Genomic DNA, 16,551 nt, shown 5'->3' on the forward strand with positions numbered 1-16,551 from the left:
AATCGAGTTTCGAAAATCGTACCGACCGTTCGGTCCGCGTGCGGGGGCGGAGCGCGGGGAACGGCGCCGACGGGGACTGAACCGTGCCGACTGGGAACGCGGGGAGCGCGTCTCCTCCCGGTCGGGGTCGGGTATCTACCGGACACACTGCGAGGGTACATTTAGGGGCGACGATACGGCAGCGGCTGGCGGCGCGACCTCCTCCCCAGAAGCCACGGCCTCAGTTGTTGCGGTCGGTGAACTCGTAGCGATACGGCTGGTCGCGGATGACCTCGACCTCGCCGGACTGGGCGTGGCGCCCGAGGACGGTCGCCACGCGGTGAGCGCTGTCGAACTCCTCGCCGTGCTCGTCGAGCAGGTTCAGGATCTCCCTGGCCGTCAGGGGCCCCTCCGCGTCGGCCTCCTCCAGCACGGACCGGATGCGCTCGAAGTCGCGCTGCCGTACGCGCATACACACACGTACAGCCTCCCCCACCATTAAACGCCGTCAGACAGCCGTCAGACGGGCGATCTCTGAGAATCGCGGGACGGCGCCGGGCCGGGTGTGTCGGGCGCTGTCATACGCACCTCGCAACTACGTGCGACTGACCCGAACGTTCGGGACGAGTGTTTGGTATTCGCGGACAGCCGTTCCGCAAAAATCGAGAGTCCCGGCGACCCACAGGGCCGGCGGACGCCCGGAGACCCGCGGGGCCGACGGGGACCTGGCGCGCTCAGACCGCGGAGTCGTGTTCCGTCTCGAACTCCCGCTCCTCGCGGTACTGGTCGACGAACGCGCTCACGTCGAACTCGTGGAGCCACTCCTCGAACTGCGCGGTCGCCGCCTCGTCGTCGGCGTGGCTCACCGCGTGGTCCATCAGCTCGACGACGAGTTCGACGACGACCTCGTGGAGCCGGCGGGCGTCGAAGTCCGTCAGCCACAGCAGCGAGTAGCCGACCTCCCCCTGGTCGGAGAGGTCCTCGCTGACCACGTCCTCGGGGAACTCCTCCATCACGATGCCCATGACGTGGGCGGTCGTGAACTCGGGGAACTCGTCGGCTGTCTCGACGGTCTCGGTGAGCACCTCGACGAGGAACTCGGGGACGAACCGGCCCAGCGGGTGCACGTCCATCACGACCGCGTGGGCCCCGCCGCAGGCGCAGTCGTACTCCCGCAGGCCCATGTCCAGGTCGTGGAGGGCGACGGTCTCCCCGCAGGGCAACTCGATGTCCGCCCCCTCGCTCCCGGGAACGCGCGGCTCTGCCATTACCCGGTGTACCCCCGTCAGCCGTTTAAACGCCGCGATAGCGCTCGGCGCTGGGCCGACCCGCCGCGTCGCGGTCGGCGGCCCGCAACTCAGGGCCAGTCGTCGCGCTCGTCGTCGCCCGCATCGTCGTCGGGCGTCTCCGGTTCGCCCAGTTCCCACTCTGCGGCCTCGGCCGCGTCCTCGACGGCGAGGTACTCCCAGCCGACTTCCTCGGCCAGCTCCGCGTCCGCCTCGCCGGTCCCGACGAAGACGTGCCGTTCGGTCCCGAACTGTTTCTGTACGTTCTCGAGGCTCTCGGCCCGGCTGCGCGGCCCGGAGAAGAAGTCCTGGCGGATGCGGTGTTTGCGCGTGAAGTTCGTCACCACGTAGGTCGGTTGCTCGGAGACGACGCCGACGTACTCGCTCCACTGGCGCGCGTCCTGGAACACCCGGTCGGGGTAGGCCAGGGCCTTCAGCGCCTCCAGGTCGAAGGCGAGGGTCATGTCGCTGCTGCCGCCGCTGTCCATACTCGATCCGGGTACTGGCCCGGGGAAAACGGCTTCGATCAGGCCCCGAGCGTATCGCTCTGCCCTGTCGCCGCGGCCGTCGCCCGCCCGCTCCCCCGGCCGCCGACCGCCTGCAGGTACGCGCTCGTGAACACCGAAACGCCGAACACGACGACCGTCGTCTCGACGGTCCGCCTGAACGGCCCGGTCAGGTCACCCAGCGGGACCAGTCCGCTGATGAACGTCACGACGACCCAGGTCAGCCAGAAGACCGCGACGAGCACGATCATCTGGAGTGCGTTCTCCTTCACCAGCCCGTAGCTGTTCGACATCGCCTCGAAGACGCCGTCGCCGTCGAGCACGACCCGCTGGCGGACGAACAGGAACAGGATCGCCAGCACGAACCCCACGAGGAGCGGGGCCGTGAGTACGACCAGCAACAGCGCCAGGAAGCTCGCGACTACCGACTTGACGTACGCGCTCGGAAGTCCCGAGACGATCTCGTCGACCGGGACGCTGTTGGGGTCCCGCGCCGCGAGCGCCCGGACCCCCACGACGTGCAGAAACTCCATGATGAACGGGAGCGTCAGGAGCAGGCCGACCGCCGCGACGAAGGGGATATCCATCCCCGTCGTGTCGACCATGTCCACGACCGGGAGCAGCTCCGTGTACCCCCGCTCGATCAGTTCGTCCTCCACGTCGGCGAGCGTGTACCCCCCCGCCCGGTCGAGGGCGAACTCGACGCCGCGCGCGAGGAACGTGTTGTACACCACCGGGTTCGTGAGCCTGAAGACAGCGAACAGGACCAACACGAGTACCCCCGGCACGGTCGCGATCCGTCTGACCGCGTCTTCCAGCGTGTCACCCACTGACACTGACATGTCACCGAGTGTTTGCCTCTGTTACTTAAACGATACGATCCGGCAAGCGACAGGAGCGCGCTTCCGGGTCCGTCGGCGGTGAGCGCATGCCACGGTACGGACGGACGCGGTATCGGTGATGGGGAAAAACGGCGTCGAACCGGGCGTTACTCGGGCTTGGGGGCGGCCTCTTCGAGTTTGTCCATGTCCACGTCCTCCTCGAGGAGGAGCTCCTTGTGCTGGGCGACCTCGCGTTCCTCGCGCATGAGCTTCTTGAACTTGGACTGCTGGGAGAGGTCGCCGATGAGGACGCCGCCGACGATCTTGCCGTCCTTGAACGCCAGGCGGCGCCACTCGGTGTCGCTGTACTTGCGGGCGGCGTCGTCGTCGCCCTCGGTCGGGTGGCCAAAGGAGAGGAACGGGAAGTCGAAGTGGGTGATCGAGTAAGAGGACACCCAGCGGAACTCCTCGGGGTCGTCGGTCTCGCCGCCGGCTTCGACGTCCTTGATCATGTTCTTGGCGGCGATGGAGCCCTGTTCCTTCGCCGAGCCCCACGACCCGTTCTGGCCCATCTCGCCGAGGATCGTGTCGTTGAACCACGTCAGGTCACCCGCGGCGTAGACGTCGTCGACGTTGGTCCGCATGTACTCGTCGACGACGACGCCGTTGTCGTTGGTCTCGATGGGGGTGTCCTGCAGGAACTCGGTGTTGAAGTTCAGGCCGATGGCGACGCCGGCCCAGTCGCCCTCGAAACGCTCGCCGTTGGGGTCGACGGCGGCCTCCACGCGGCCGTCGTCGTCGGTCTCGAACTCGTCGACGCCGGAGTTGAAGACGGGCGTGACGCCGCGCTCGCGCATCGCCTCGTGGAGGATCTCCGCGCCTTCCTCGTCGAGCGCGTAGCGCCACCAGCACTCGCCGCGCATGAGGTAGTTGGCGTCGAGACCCTGGGCGCCGCAGATGGCCGCCAGGTCGATGCCCAGCAGGCCCGCGCCGACGATGATCCCCTGGTCGGCGTTCTCGACGTTCTCCTTGATCGAGCGGGCGTCCTGGAAGGTCCAGAAGTGGTCGATGCCGTCGGCGTCGGCGTTGTCGATGCCGAAACTCGCCAGGCTCGCGGGCGTCCCGCCCGTCGCCACGAGCAGCTTGTCGTACTCGTAGACGGTCCCCTCGTGGGTGAGGACCTCGTTGGCCTCCGTATCGATCGTCGTGACGTGGGTGTTGAGCTGGAGGTCGATGTCCCGTTCCTCGTACCACTCGGGCTCGTGGATCGAGATGGGCGCCTCGGGCAGCTTGCCCTTGGCGAACTCCTTGATCAGGATGCGGTTGTACAGCGCCTCACCCTCATCGGTGATGACGGTGATGTCCGCGTCGGGGTCCTCCTCGCGAATCGTCTCGGCCGCCGAACTCCCCGCGATGCCATCACCGATGATGACGTGGGATGCGCTCATGCCCAGGGTATTCGCAAGCGTGGTTAATGTGGGTTGCTATCTCTCCATGCGAGTGGTTGGCAAACCCATTCCCTCGAACGAAATATCTGATCGTTCCGCCATGTCGAACGCCGGCAGGTGCCGAAACCACTACCGGTTCGCCGATCCGGTCGGCGTTCCGTCGGGATATCCGCTCGCGTTCGGTCGAGACGTTGAATACGGTCGCGTCCGAACGACATACTACGATGAAAATTCGCCAGAACGTCCGCCACTTCGCCGCCAAGCAGGCGTTGACGCTGCCCGTCGTCGGGGAGAAGGTCAACGACCACCTGGTCGGGATGCACACGGACATCTTCGCCGAGAAGGCCGACGAGCGCCGCCGCGAGGAGCGCCGGGACCACCTCGACGACTTCTTCGACGCGACGATGGACACCTACGTCGCCGCGCTCGAGGACGGCTTCCCCGAGGCCGAAGCGCGGGAGATCACCCACATCCAGGCCAACTTCGACTTCTACAACCACGGCTGGACCGAGATGATGGAGTTCCCCAGCGACGAGCTCGGCGACCACTACGACCGCTACCGCGACTTCTTCGAGCGCTACGACATCAGTATCGACGACCCGCTCGGCGAGTTCCGGCCCGCCGACGGGATCGCGGACGCCCCGTCGACGCCCGGGAAACTCGACGACCCCGAACACCCCTACGCCGAGGGCGGGTTCGCCGACGACGTGTACGTCGAGACGGCCGACGGCGAGCTCGTGGTCGGCGGACAGGACGAACCCGACGACGTGGACGTCGAGGAGGCGCCCGGCGTCGGCGAGTCCGACCGGTAACCGGACAACTGGCGGGGCGGTGCCGCGGCACCGTCCCCGGCCACCCCGGGACACTTGTCGACTGCCCCGGAGACGGGTGGTCGGCCGGCTCGGAGAAACCCTCAGTCGGCGTCGGACGGGTCCGTCTCCGCGTCCGAGAGCGCGGTCACGACCGTCGACCGCCACTCCTCGATGCTCTCGACGTCGTCGTCGAGCCGCGACACGTCTGACTCGACCGCCTCGACTGCGTCGGTGAGTTCGGCCCGCGTCTCCGACAGCCCCGCGTCGAGTTCCTCTACCGAGGCCGACAGCTCGTCCACCGACTCCACCTCCTCGTCCAGGTCGTCGAGTTCGGACTCGACGGCGGCCAGCCGGTCGTCGAGGCGGGACTGGGCCGCCTCGACCGCCTCGACGCGCCGGGCCACGTCCTCGGTCCGCGCCTCGACCCGCTGGAGGTCCTCGCGGACCTCGGCGAGGAGCTGCTCGGCCGTCCCCTCGTCGTCGAGGAACTCCTCCAGCGCGTCGACGTACGCGTCGAGCTCGCCGATGCGTGTCATGCAGTGGTCGAGCTTCGCCTCGACGGTCCCCGGCCTGTCGGGCGTCAGGTGGCGGCGAAGCGTCGCTACCGTCTGCGCCGAGGCCTCGTCGCGCCGGAGCTCCGCCGCGACCCGGTCCGCGACCGAGCCCGTCCCGGCGACGCCGTCCGGCTCGCCCTCGCCGGCGTTCCCGTCCGGCCGGTCGCCGCTGGCGCTCCCGTCCGACCGGTCGTCGCCGGGGGCCGCGTCCGGCCACTGCCCGTCGCTGGTGGTCCCGTCCTGCTGGTCGTCCCCGGTGGTAGCGCTCTCCGGGTGGTCGTCACCCGCGACAGTGCCGTCCGACTGGCCGTCGCCGGCGGTAGCGCCGTCCGGCTGGCCCTCGGTGACGGCCGCGGACGGCGCCGCGGGCTCGCCGGTCTCCCGGGCGGCGCTCCCGCCGCGGTAGAGGACGGACGCCTCGTCGTCCCCGTCCGTCGACCCGTCGGGTCCGTCCTCGTCTGTCGGCTCCGTCCGTCCGTCACCGCCCGTCGGTTCGGCCCGCTCGTCCCGCTCCGTTCGGTCGCGCTGTTCGCCCCGGTCGTTCGGATCGTCCTCGTTCATCGTAGTGTTCGAATCGCCCCAATCCCCGTCCCTCGGACTGTTCTGTCGGTCCGGGTCCGGGGAGTCGTCGGGGACGGATAGCTCGAGCCGCCCGTCGCCGACCGTCCGCCACTCGTCGGGTCCGACCGCGTCGAGGTCGCCCCGCCGCGCGACCTGTACCGTCGGCTCGTCGAGACACGCCGACAGTTCGGCCGCGTCGGCGTCGGTGACCCCGTAGAGTGTCGAGACCGTCTCGCCCGCGTCGACGACGTCCTCGTAGACTATCCGACCCTCACCCGCCACGGACCAGTGCTGGTACCCCTCGTCCGCGTGGAATCCCACGGCGGTCGCGTCCACGCCCTGTGGGAGCGACTCGGCGAGCCGGACGGCGACCGGACCGTCCCCGTACGCCGTCAGCCGGATCCTGACGGACGGATACTTGTACCCGTCCGCGTCGAGCCGCTTCGAGACCGCCAGAGAGAGGTCGTCTTGCATTCGTTACCGCCAGCTGGAACGTACGGTTCACTGTCTAATCAGTATGTGCCCTGTACACACCAGTCCCACGGAATGAGAATGCCGGATACGTCCACTTACGTGCGGGATTATTTCAATTGTTACCACGGAACAGCCGTCGGCGGGCCGCCGGGTCCGCTAGTCGGCGATCAGGTCCGCGCAGGCGTAGCCCGCCTCGATCCCGCCGTTGAGCGAGCGCTCGGGGTACTGCGCCCGGGAGGCCATCCCCGCGTAGTAGACCCCCTCGGCCACCTCATCGCCCAGGTCGTAGGGCACGACCATGTCGAGGTAGCCCCGCTCGTAGATGGGCGCCGTCCGGGGGTTCCGGGCGGTCTTGACCCAGTTGACGCTGTCGCGGTCGAAGTCCGGGAACAGACCCTCGATCCCCTCGGCCCAGTGGTCTTCGACCTCCTCGTCGGACATCTGCCAGAGGTCCTCGGCGGGGTCCTGGATGTAGCTCGCGGTGTAGTAGAGGTGTTCGCCGCCGTACCGTTCCGGCGGCACGAAGTTGGTGTGCTCGATGAACACGCCGAAGGGGGCGTCGTCCTTGATGTTCAGCCAGTAGGTGTCCGACAGCGACTCCGCCATGCTCCAGACCGAGCAGACCGTCCCCTGGAAATCGATCTCGCAGGGGTAGCCCGTCAACTCCTCCAGCACGTTCGGCATCGCCGCGACGACGGCGGCGTCCACGTCGTGGCTCTCCGTCCGGCCGTCCCGCTCGACGGTCAGCGAGTCGACGGCGCCGCCGGACGTGTCCAGCGCCGTCACGCGTGCGCCCGTGGTGACGTTCCCCTCGCCGACCGCCGCGAGCAGTTCGTCCAGCAGGACGCCGAACCCCCCTCTCAGGTAACCCAGCTGTTCGCCGCGCAGCGGGTCGCGCTCGCCGCGGAACTTCACCCGGCCGAGCAGCCACGCGGCCGACACGTCCTCCTTCCGGGAGCCGAACTTCGCGTCCAGCAGCGGCTCCCAGAACGACTCGTAGACGTGCCGGGTGGTGTGGTCGAGCAGGAACTCCTTGATCGGCACGTCCTCGAAGTCGGTGATGTCGTCGTAGGTGTCGAACTTCGGGACGCCGCCGCGCACGTCGATCTCCTTGACGAGCATCGCCAGCCGGAACTTGTCGTAGATGGAGAGGTGCGGGTAGGCGAGGATCTCCCAGGCCTTCTCCATCGGGTGGACGACGCCGTCGACGTAGTAGGAGTCGGTCTTGTAGCGCCACTCCAGGTCCTCGCCCAGGCCGAGTTCCTCGATCAGCTCGACGATGGTGCCCTCCGACGCCGAGAGGTGGTGGTAGAACTTCTCGATGGGGTCGCCGGCCGTCCCGTAGACGGCGGCCAGTCCGCCCACGTCGTCGCTCGCCTCGAACACCTGGACCTCGCGGCCGCGCTCCTGGAGGCGGTACGCGGCCGCGAGGCCGGCGATGCCGCCGCCGACGACTCCGATCATACCCACCGTTCCGCGGTGACCGGAAAAGCCCTTTCGCTCGGTCCCGTCCGCCGACCCGCTCGGACCCGAACGGGGGCGTCACCCGTCGGCCGACACCTGCGGCGCCTCCTCGGCCAGCCGGAACTCCAGCACGACGACGGTCCCGCGGGGGCCGCCGTCGCCCCCCGCGTCCGCGGAACCTCCGTCGGGGCCGTCTCCGTCGGTGGGTACCCCGTCGGAGGTGACTCCGTCCGTGGACTCCCTGTCGGAGGATCCCTCGTCCGCGGACCCTCCGTCCGTGCAACTCCCGTCGGGGGAGCCGACCCCCTCGCCGTCCTCGAACCAGACGTTGCCGTTGTACAGGTCCATCATCACCGAGACGAAGTAGAGGCCGAACCCGTGGGCGGTCTGGCTGGTCGCCATCTCCCGCTGGAAGACCTGCGTCCGCATCTCCTCGGAGAGGCCCGGCCCGTTGTCGGCGATCCGGACCTGGACCCACTCGCCCAGGGGGTCGGTGGTGACCCGCACCCGCGGCCGGGCGCTGTCGTTGTGTTCGACCGCGTTCGAGAGCGGGCCCTCGACGACATCTGCGACCAGTTCGTTGGCGGCGACGGTGAGGTCGTCGGCCACGTCGACTTCCACGGTCACGTCGTAGCGGTCGGAGAGCTCGCGGGCCTGCTCCCGGAGGACCGCCGAGAGGTCGACCCGTTCGAGCCGCTCGTCCTCGCTCGCGGTCACGGCGTCGTTGACCGCCCGGATCTTCTCGGTCATGTCCGTCAGGTCCGAACACCACGTCCGGATGGTCTCCAGTTTCTCGGCGTCGTCGGCGTTGACGCGCGACTGGAGGTGCGCGGCGTGGCCGTCGACGACCAGCATTGCGTTGCGGATGTTGTGCCGGAGGACGCCGTTGAAGAACTCGATCTGCTGGTTGCGCCGCTCGACGGCGGCCCGGCTGGCCCGCAGTTGCTCCTCGTGTTCGACGCGGGTCAGCGCCGTCTCGGTCGTCCGCGCGAGGATCTCGCCGAGCTGCTCGTCGGTCTCGGTGTACCCGTCGGCCTCCTCCGTGCCGATGACGAGGACGCCGTGGTCGCCGAGCGGCAGGAACAGCGCCGACGCCGACCCGAACGCGTAGGGGCCGACCACGAGGTCGCGCTCGCCCTCGAAGGTCCTGCGTTCTTCGTCCTCGTAGGTCGTCCAGAGCGGGCCGGAGTCCCGCGGGACCCGGATCGACTCGTCGGGATCGGCGCCGAGTTGCGTCGCCAGCCGGTCGGTGACCGCCTCGGAGACGAGCGCGTCCGCCCCCTCGTCGTACCGGAACAGGGCCGCGTAGGCCTGGCCGTGGACGTCGCCGGCGAACCGGACCGCGATGTCGGCGACCTCCGCCGCGGTCCGCGCGCCGATGAACTGCTGTGTGGCCGCCTGCATCGCCGTCAGCTGGTCGAGCCGCCGCTGCTGGTCGGTCACGTCCCGCAGGTGGACGAGTCGCCCCTTCGTCGCCCCGTACTGGTCGTCGACGGTCGTCACCCCGACCGAGAAGGTGGACACCTCCCTGTCGTCGCCGGGGGCGTCGACGGTGACCTGCGCGCCGTCGTCCAGCCGGGCCGCGAACCCGTCGGCGACCGCGTCGACGTGGCGCCCCGAGAGGTCACCGTCGACGAGCCGTCCCGCGGCCGGGTTGTGGTCTATCACCGCGCCCTCGTCGTCGAGCACGACCACCGGGTCGTCGAGTCTCTCGGCGAGCAGGTCCGTCGCGACCGGAGCGACCCCGACGAAGTTGTAGCGAAACAGCACCAGGCCCGCGACGACGCCGTGAACGGCGAACAGCACGGGCGCGACCGAGACGCCGGGATGGACCCCGCCCGCTACGGAGACCATGACCGCCCCCGCGGTCGGGAACAACCCCCCGAGGACGAGCGCACCCGTCTCCGCGCGGTAGACGTTCCGCGAGTCGAGCAGGAAGGCGATCAGGAGGACGTAGCCGGCCAGAACCAGGGCGTAGGCGACCAGCGAGTACAGCGCGAACGGGAGCGTCTCCGCCGTCGCCGGGGCGGTGATCCCGTTCTCCGTTACGGTCCGCACCGGCGCGAGGGGGGCGCCGTGGACCGGTGCCGTCAACTGGACGAGCGCGTACGCCGTCAGCGGGGTCCACAGCGCGACCAGCCGGCCGGGAGTGAGCCGCTCGCGGTGGCCGGTGTAGACGGCGGCGAAGACCAGCCACAGCATCGGGACCTGCGAGGAGACGGCGCCGGCGAGGGCGTGGGCGGCGCTCGCGGCGGCCGGGGACGGCGCCGTCAGGACCGCGACCTGCAACAGCGCCCACCCGCCGGCGGCGAGCGACAGCCAGCCGAACGCACGCGCCCCCGGCCGCTCGCGGTTCCGGTACGCGACCGCCGCGAGCGCGAGTTCGACGACGCCGCCGACCGCCGTCGCCCCGACCACCGGACCGAGCGCCTCACCAGCCATCTGACGGGTTCACGACCCCGTAGTTTCAATTTGTCCGTATTATGCGTTTTGGCGCAGTATCACGTGAGACAACGCCGGAGCCGGGGCGGGGTCGGGGCCGTCACCGGGGCAGGCCGTCGCCGGGGCAGAGCCGTCAACGTGGCAGGCCGTCACCGGCCGGGACGCACGCCGCGGGGTCGGGGCCCGCGGTCCGGTGACCTCCACGCCACCGTCCCGTCGTCCGCGCCCGCGACCGGCCCCACAGTCCGCTACCTTTTTGCCCGCAGTCGAGGAAATCGCTCGATATGGTGACGGTGCGGGCGCCGGCGACGAGCGCGAACCTGGGGAGTGGCTTCGACGTGTTCGGCGTGGCGCTGGACAGACCGGCGGACGTGGTCCGCGTCGAGCGGGCGTCCCGGACTACCATCGACGTGACGGGCGCCGGCAGCCAGTTCATCCCGGAGGACCCCGCGGACAATACCGTCGGCGCGGTCGCCGAGGCGCTGGACGCCCCCGCCCACATCGAGATCGACAAGGGCGTCCGCCCCGCCTCGGGCCTGGGCTCGTCGGCCGCCTCCGCCGCGGCCGCCGCGGTCGCGCTCAACCGCCTCTACGACCGCGGCCTCACCCGGAAGGAACTGGTCCCCATCGCCGCGGAGGGCGAGGCGGTCGTCTCCGGCGACGCCCACGACGACAACGTCGCCCCCGCGATCCTCGGCGGGTTCACCATCGCCACCCCCGACGGCATCGCGAAGGTTGACGCCGACATCTCGCTGGTGACCTGCCTCCCCGACATCGTCGTCTCGACCCGCGACGCCCGCGAGGTCGTCCCCGACGGTGCACGCGTGAGCGACATGGTCGAGACCGTCGGCAACGCCGCGACCCTGACGACCGGGATGCACCGCTCGGACCCCGAACTCGTCGGCCGCGGCATGGAGGACTCGGTCGTCACCCCCGCCCGCGCCGAACTCATCGACGGGTACAGCGAGGTCCGGCAGGCGGCCTTCGACGCCGGCGCCACCGGCGTCACCATCAGCGGCGCCGGCCCGAGCGTCATCGCCGCATGTTACGAGGGCGACCGACGGGCCATCGCCTCCGCCATGGTCGACGCCTTCGACGAGGAGGGCATCGAGGCCCGGGTCTACCAGACAGAGATCGGCGAGGGCGCGACCTTCCACTGAGCGAGCGCGCCGGCCCCGATTTCCCCGACTGCCCGGAGTCCGACAGAACCTTCAACCGAGCCGTCGACTTCGACGTGTGACGCCGCCCTCCACCCCGTTCATCGAGCAGTCGGGAACGTTAGACACTGACCAGATCTGGACCGAAGCGGGCCCGCTCGCGGGGCTGATCGGGCTGTTCGCCGGACTGGCGCTCGTCCCGTTTCTGGGCGTGTTCCTGTTCGGTGGCACCTCCGGTTTCGGCTTCGTCTTCGTCCTCGCGACGCAGTTCGTGCTCGCCGTCGGCACGGGAGTCGTGCTCATCTACGTCGTCGCCAGAGGTGTCCAGCTCGCCGACCAGTGATACGGATTATTGGGAGCCGTTCCCGGGTCGACCGCACGACTGCGTCCGGTCGATCCCGGAACGACTTGCATAATGCGTATGAGACCACCCAACGAACCGCCGTCGGTTCGCGACCGATCCGCCTGTTCTCCGCCGTCGTTGCCAAGCTTCTTGAGCCGAGGGCCCGCCCATACGTCTATACGTGTTTCCGCTCTCCCTCGACGGCCGACGAACCGAACGTGTAACCGAGTGTCCCGCGCCTCGCTCGGGTGGACGATGAACCCGAGCCGCGTCGACTCACTGGTCGACCTGACCTACGGCCTGCTGATCGCGCTGTCGGTCGGGCTCATCGTCGTCGCCGACAACGCCGTCGGGCTGGCCTTCGGATTTGGGGTCCTGCTCGCGTATCTCATCCACGTCGTCTGGAAGATGGCCCGCTTCGACCCCGACTGGATGACCACGGCGGTCAAGGAGACCGTCGAGGAGACGGTCGACGAAACGGTCGGCGAGACGGTCGACGAAACCGTCAGCGACGCCGTCGAGGCGAAGGTCGACGAGACGGTCAGCGAAACCGTCGAGGAGACCGTCGAGGAGAAGGTCGGCGAAACCGTCGAGAAGACCGTCGAGGAGTCCGTCGAAGAGACGGTCGGCGAAACCGTCGAGGAGAAAGTCGGCGAGACAGTCGAGAAGACCGTCGAGGAGACGGTCGAGGACACTGTCGAGGAGACGGTCGAGGACACTGTCGAGGAGACGGTCGAGGACACTGTCGAGGAGACGCTGGAAGAACAGCTGGAGGACGGCGAAACCGAGGCCGACGGGACCGAGACCGACGAAACCGGCGACGACGAGGAAACCGACGGCGAGGGGAACTGATGGTCGAGCTACTCCTCGTCGTCGGCGTGCTCGTCTCGATGTTCGTCGCCTACAACATCGGGGGGTCGACGACCGGGCCGGCGTTCGGGCCGGCCGTGGGCGCCGACGCAATCTCGAAGACGGCCGCCGCGGCGCTGATGGGCGTGTTCTTCTTCGTGGGTGCCTGGACGATCGGCCGCAACGTCGTGACGAAGCTCGGGACGGAGCTGGTCACCGACCCCGCCGTGTTCACGCTCGAATCGTCGATCGCGGTCCTGTTTTTCATCGGGATCGCGCTGCTGGTCGGGAACGTCTTCGGCGTCCCGGCCTCGACCTCGATGACCGCGGTCGGCGCGATCGCCGGGCTCGCGCTCGCCGGCGGCGTGCTCGACATGGCCGTCATGGGGGAGATCGTCACCTGGTGGATCGTCTCCCCGATCATCGGCTTCTGGGTGTCGCTGATCATCGGCCGGTACTTCTACGCCCGGCTCAACCGGCTGGTGGCGATGGAGCGCAGCGACGGCCCGCTGCTAGACGTTGAGCGCTCCGGGCTCGTCCCCTCGGTGAGCGCCCACCGGACGACGAACCGCCGCGAGCTGGTCGGGACGGTCACGGTCGTCGCGATCGGCTGTCTGATGGCCTTCAGCTCCGGCACGTCGAACATCGCCAACGCTGTCGCGCCGCTGGTCGGGAGCGGCGAACTGGAGATGGATCCCGCGATCGTGCTGGGTGGGATCGCCGTCACCATCGGCGCGTTCACTATCGCGCGGCGGACCCTGGAGACGATGGGCAGCGACATCACGGAGCTGCCGCTGACGGCCGCGATCGTCGTCGCGGCGGTCAGCTCCGCGCTGGTCGTCTTCCTCTCGGCGCTGGGTATCCCCGCCAGTTTCGTCATCATCGCGACGGTGAGCATCATCGGCCTCGGATGGGGCCGGGCGACCCGCCCGGTGACCGTCCCGGAGGCCGTCTCCGCGGAGGAGACGCCGCCGGTCACCGTCGACGCGCTGACCGCCGACGAACCCGGCGAGGAGTTGCCGCCCATCGGCGAGGAGGACACCGAGGACATCCCCGAGCCCGGCGACCTGTTCAACCCCGCGACGACCGCCCGCGTCGTCCTGATGCAGAACGTCGTGCCGGCCATCGCGACGCTGGGCGCGTACCTCACCTTCCGCTTCGTCCCGGTGTTCGGGTTCTGAGCGGCGGTTCGAGTGCGTGCCCGCGAGCGGGCTACCGCCCGAACCGCCGCTGGCGGTTCTGGTAATCGCGCAGTGCCCGCAGGTAGTCCCGGCGGCGGAAGTCCCGCCAGTTCACGTCGGTGAAGTACAGCTCGGAGTAGACCGACTGCCAGATCATGAAGTCCGACAGGCGCTCGGCGCCGGTCTTGATGACCAGGTCCGGCTGGACGGGGAAGACCAGCTCCCCCTCGATGGCGGCCTCGTCGATGTCCTCGGGTGCCAGCTCGCCGGCCTCGACCTCCTCGGCGAGCCCCTGGACGGCGGCGGCGAACTCGTGTTTGCCGCCGAGGCCGATGCCGACCTGGATCGGCGCGTCGGCCTGCTCGTCGTCTCCGGGGCCGCGGACGGCCAGTTCGCGGGGCGCGTCCACGTCGGCGAGCTCCCGGCGGATGGTGTCGACGACCTCGCTGTCGAGGACGCTGACGTAGACGACGACGCGCTCGGCGCCGAACGCGAAGGCCCACTCGAAGCAGTCCTCCAGCGTCTCGTAGGCGTCGGCCTCGAGCAGGTCCCGCTCGGTGACGATGACCGCGACCGTCTCCGGAAGGGCGGCGTCGCTGTAGCGGATGCGGAGGGCGAGATAGCGGTCGTACAGTCCCACACACCGGCTTTCCCCGGACGCGTCCTAAATCTCACGCTCGGCCGCCGCGGGGGAGAGCGCGGTCCCCGGCCGGGCGGCCCGCCGGGCGCGACCACCGCCGGGAGCGGGGAACGTGTCACGCGACCGCCAGCGGGCGAAGTGGTTCGGAAACGGTAAGTAGCTCACCGGGGATACCGGACATAGCGTGACACCGACAGTCCGACGTGCGGGCGCGTTCGCCCTCGTCGGGACGCTGGCGCTCGCAGTCCCGCCGATCGCGGGCCGGACGAGCGCGGCGCTCGCGACCGTCGCCGCGCCCGGCCCGTTCCTCCTCGTCGCCGCGCTGGCGCTGTACGTCGTCGACGAGGGACCGGTCTTCGAGCTGTTCGCCCGCCCGGGCGACCGCCGCGACGGCCGGCTGTACGGGCTCGCCGGCTTCGCGCTGGCCGCCGCGGCGCTGGCGCTGTTGTCCGTGCGGTTCACCCTGCCGATGCCCGTGTTCGTCGGCACCGTCTTCCTGCTCGCGTGGGGCAACCTCGGCGGCCACCTCGTCCGCTCGGTGCGCGACGAGCCGTTCGTCGCCACCGCCGGGTTCGTCCTCGCGGGCTTCCTCGCGGGGACCGTCGGCCAGTACGCCGCCGCCGTCCTGCTCGGCGCCCCGACCGAGTGGCCCCTCGTGGCCTTCCTCGCCGCCAGCGGCGCCCTGCTCGGGGCGCTCCTGCGCGCCGTCCTCTTCGAGCGCGACGACCCGCTGGTGATGGTCTCGATCGGCCTGCTGCTGTGGCTGTTCGCCGACCTGCCGCTGTCGATCGACCCCACGGGCGTCGCGATCGCACTCGCCGTGGCATTCCTGTTCGGCTACCTCGCCTACGCGCTGGAGACGGCGTCGCTCCCGGGGATGATCACCGGCGTCTTCCTCTGTCTGCAGACGATCGTCCTCGGTGACTTCGGCTGGTTCCTGCTGCTGGTCACCTTCTTCGGCGTCGGCGGCCTCTCGACGAAGTTCCGCTACGAGGAGAAGGAACGCCGGGGCATCGCCGAGGAGAACGAGGGCGCCCGCGGCAGCGGGAACGTCCTCGCCAACTCGCTCGTGGGACTCGCCGCCGTCCTCGGGTGGTCGGCGAGCCCGACCCTGACGGGGCTGGACCCGGAGCTGTTCCTGTTCGCGTTCGCCGGCTCCATCGCCGCCGCGATGAGCGACACCCTCTCCAGCGAGATCGGCGGCGTCTTCGACAACCCGCGGCTGATCACCACCTTCGAGCGCGTCGAACCCGGCACCGACGGCGCGGTCACCTGGCAGGGCGAGGTGGCCGGCCTCGCCGGCGCCTGCCTCATCGCGGCTATCGCGCTCGGGACGTTCGGCCGCATCGGCGTGGTCGGCGCCGGCATCGTCGTCTTCGGCGGCGTCGTCGGCATGACCGTCGACAGCCTGCTGGGCGCCACCGTCGAGGGCGTCTTCCTGGAGAACGAGGGCGTCAACTTCTTCGCGACGCTCGCGGCCGGGATCGCCGCGGCCGCCGTCGCCGCCGCCGCGCTCCCCATCCCTGTCGCATGAGCGACGACCCACGCGTCCGCGAGGGCCGGTCCGCGGACCTCCCCGCCCTCCGGGCCATCCAGGCGGCTGTCCTCGCCGAACCCTGGGAGGAACTGCTGGCCGTCGCCGCCGACGGACCGCCGGTATTGCTGGTCGCGATACCCCGAGACGCCGGGGCCGCGAGCGGCGGGACGGCCACGCCCGTCGGCTACGCGCTCGCGGTCACCGACGGCGACGACGACGCGGGCTACCTCGCCGAACTCGCGGTCGCCCCGGACCACCAGGGCGAGGGCTACGGGTCGGCGCTGCTGGACGCGCTCGTCGAGCGACTGCGCGCGTCGGAGGTGGAGCGGCTCCGCGTGACGGTCCGTGAAGTGGACGACGACGCCCGCGCGTTCTACCGCGAGCGTGGCTTCGAGCGCGTCGAGCGGCTGTCCGACCACTACGAACGGGGGGACGGGCTCCTGCTGGAGCGACCGATCGACGGCTGAGATTCGAGTTCCGCGGAAAAGCCGATGCCC

At 69.8% G+C, this 16,551-nt stretch carries 16 protein-coding genes; 7 read left to right on the forward strand and 9 right to left on the reverse strand.

Annotated elements, in window-relative coordinates; genetic code table 11:
* Positions 1-220: 220 nt before the first annotated feature.
* The 5 genes from ACMGFG_RS04530 to ACMGFG_RS04550 form a co-directional block, all read right to left on the reverse strand.
* On the reverse strand, positions 221-451 hold the full coding sequence (locus tag ACMGFG_RS04530; RefSeq protein ID WP_436929161.1) for a hypothetical protein: 231 nt from the start codon (positions 449-451) through the stop codon (positions 221-223).
* A gap of 262 nt (positions 452-713) precedes the next feature.
* On the reverse strand, positions 714-1,247 hold the full coding sequence (locus ACMGFG_RS04535) for a DUF5815 family protein (protein ID WP_436929162.1): 534 nt from the start codon (positions 1,245-1,247) through the stop codon (positions 714-716).
* Between the two features lie 89 nt (positions 1,248-1,336).
* Positions 1,337-1,753 carry a DUF7124 domain-containing protein gene (locus ACMGFG_RS04540; protein WP_436929163.1) on the reverse strand — a complete coding sequence of 139 codons (417 nt, stop codon included), beginning with the start codon at positions 1,751-1,753 and terminating at the stop codon, positions 1,337-1,339.
* A 38-nt stretch (positions 1,754-1,791) separates the two neighbouring features.
* Complete coding sequence (locus ACMGFG_RS04545) at positions 1,792-2,613, reverse strand: DUF7847 domain-containing protein (RefSeq protein WP_436929164.1); 822 nt, start codon at positions 2,611-2,613, stop codon at positions 1,792-1,794.
* 146 nt (positions 2,614-2,759) lie between these two features.
* Positions 2,760-4,040 (reverse strand): NAD(P)/FAD-dependent oxidoreductase, encoded by a 1,281-nt coding sequence (locus ACMGFG_RS04550; RefSeq protein WP_436929165.1) that lies wholly within the window; start codon positions 4,038-4,040, stop codon positions 2,760-2,762.
* Positions 4,041-4,264: 224 nt separating this feature from the next.
* On the opposite strand from ACMGFG_RS04550, the gene ACMGFG_RS04555 reads away from it, so the two are divergent.
* Complete coding sequence (locus ACMGFG_RS04555) at positions 4,265-4,852, forward strand: DUF6149 family protein (protein ID WP_436929166.1); 588 nt, start codon at positions 4,265-4,267, stop codon at positions 4,850-4,852.
* A gap of 101 nt (positions 4,853-4,953) precedes the next feature.
* On the opposite strand, the gene ACMGFG_RS04560 is transcribed toward ACMGFG_RS04555, so the two are convergent.
* The 3 genes from ACMGFG_RS04560 to ACMGFG_RS04570 all read right to left on the reverse strand — a co-directional run bounded on the left by ACMGFG_RS04560 (position 4,954) and on the right by ACMGFG_RS04570 (position 10,347).
* Positions 4,954-6,441 carry a hypothetical protein gene (locus ACMGFG_RS04560; RefSeq protein WP_436929167.1) on the reverse strand — a complete coding sequence of 496 codons (1,488 nt, stop codon included), beginning with the start codon at positions 6,439-6,441 and terminating at the stop codon, positions 4,954-4,956.
* Between the two features lie 156 nt (positions 6,442-6,597).
* Positions 6,598-7,905 (reverse strand): NAD(P)/FAD-dependent oxidoreductase, encoded by a 1,308-nt coding sequence (locus ACMGFG_RS04565; RefSeq protein ID WP_436929168.1) that lies wholly within the window; start codon positions 7,903-7,905, stop codon positions 6,598-6,600.
* Positions 7,906-7,983: 78 nt separating this feature from the next.
* On the reverse strand, positions 7,984-10,347 hold the full coding sequence (locus ACMGFG_RS04570; RefSeq protein WP_436929169.1) for a sensor histidine kinase: 2,364 nt from the start codon (positions 10,345-10,347) through the stop codon (positions 7,984-7,986).
* A gap of 284 nt (positions 10,348-10,631) precedes the next feature.
* On the opposite strand from ACMGFG_RS04570, the gene ACMGFG_RS04575 reads away from it, so the two are divergent.
* The 4 genes from ACMGFG_RS04575 (at position 10,632) to ACMGFG_RS04590 (ending at position 13,877) form a co-directional block, all read left to right on the forward strand.
* On the forward strand, positions 10,632-11,507 hold the full coding sequence (locus ACMGFG_RS04575; protein ID WP_436929170.1) for a homoserine kinase: 876 nt from the start codon (positions 10,632-10,634) through the stop codon (positions 11,505-11,507).
* Between the two features lie 76 nt (positions 11,508-11,583).
* Complete coding sequence (locus ACMGFG_RS04580; protein WP_436929171.1) at positions 11,584-11,847, forward strand: hypothetical protein; 264 nt, start codon at positions 11,584-11,586, stop codon at positions 11,845-11,847.
* Between the two features lie 255 nt (positions 11,848-12,102).
* Entirely contained in the window at positions 12,103-12,699 is a 597-nt protein-coding gene (locus ACMGFG_RS04585) for a hypothetical protein (protein WP_436929172.1), read from the forward strand.
* Positions 12,699-13,877, forward strand: a complete 1,179-nt coding sequence (locus tag ACMGFG_RS04590) for an inorganic phosphate transporter (RefSeq protein WP_436929173.1) — start codon at positions 12,699-12,701, stop codon at positions 13,875-13,877. The genes ACMGFG_RS04585 and ACMGFG_RS04590 overlap by 1 nt, the downstream gene beginning before the upstream one ends.
* 31 nt (positions 13,878-13,908) lie before the next feature.
* Here ACMGFG_RS04590 and ACMGFG_RS04595 read toward each other — a convergent pair whose 3' ends face one another.
* Entirely contained in the window at positions 13,909-14,517 is a 609-nt protein-coding gene (locus tag ACMGFG_RS04595) for an undecaprenyl diphosphate synthase family protein (protein ID WP_436929174.1), read from the reverse strand.
* A gap of 184 nt (positions 14,518-14,701) precedes the next feature.
* On the opposite strand from ACMGFG_RS04595, the gene ACMGFG_RS04600 reads away from it, so the two are divergent.
* Both ACMGFG_RS04600 and ACMGFG_RS04605 read left to right on the forward strand, forming a co-directional pair.
* On the forward strand, positions 14,702-16,051 hold the full coding sequence (locus tag ACMGFG_RS04600; RefSeq protein WP_436929175.1) for a DUF92 domain-containing protein: 1,350 nt from the start codon (positions 14,702-14,704) through the stop codon (positions 16,049-16,051).
* On the forward strand, positions 16,048-16,521 hold the full coding sequence (locus tag ACMGFG_RS04605) for a GNAT family N-acetyltransferase (RefSeq protein WP_436929176.1): 474 nt from the start codon (positions 16,048-16,050) through the stop codon (positions 16,519-16,521). The genes ACMGFG_RS04600 and ACMGFG_RS04605 overlap by 4 nt, the downstream gene beginning before the upstream one ends.
* The last annotated feature ends 30 nt before the right edge of the window (positions 16,522-16,551 follow it).

It is taken from the genome of Halosimplex halobium, from assembly GCF_051414055.1.
Taxonomy (GTDB): Archaea; Halobacteriota; Halobacteria; order Halobacteriales; family Haloarculaceae; genus Halosimplex; species Halosimplex halobium.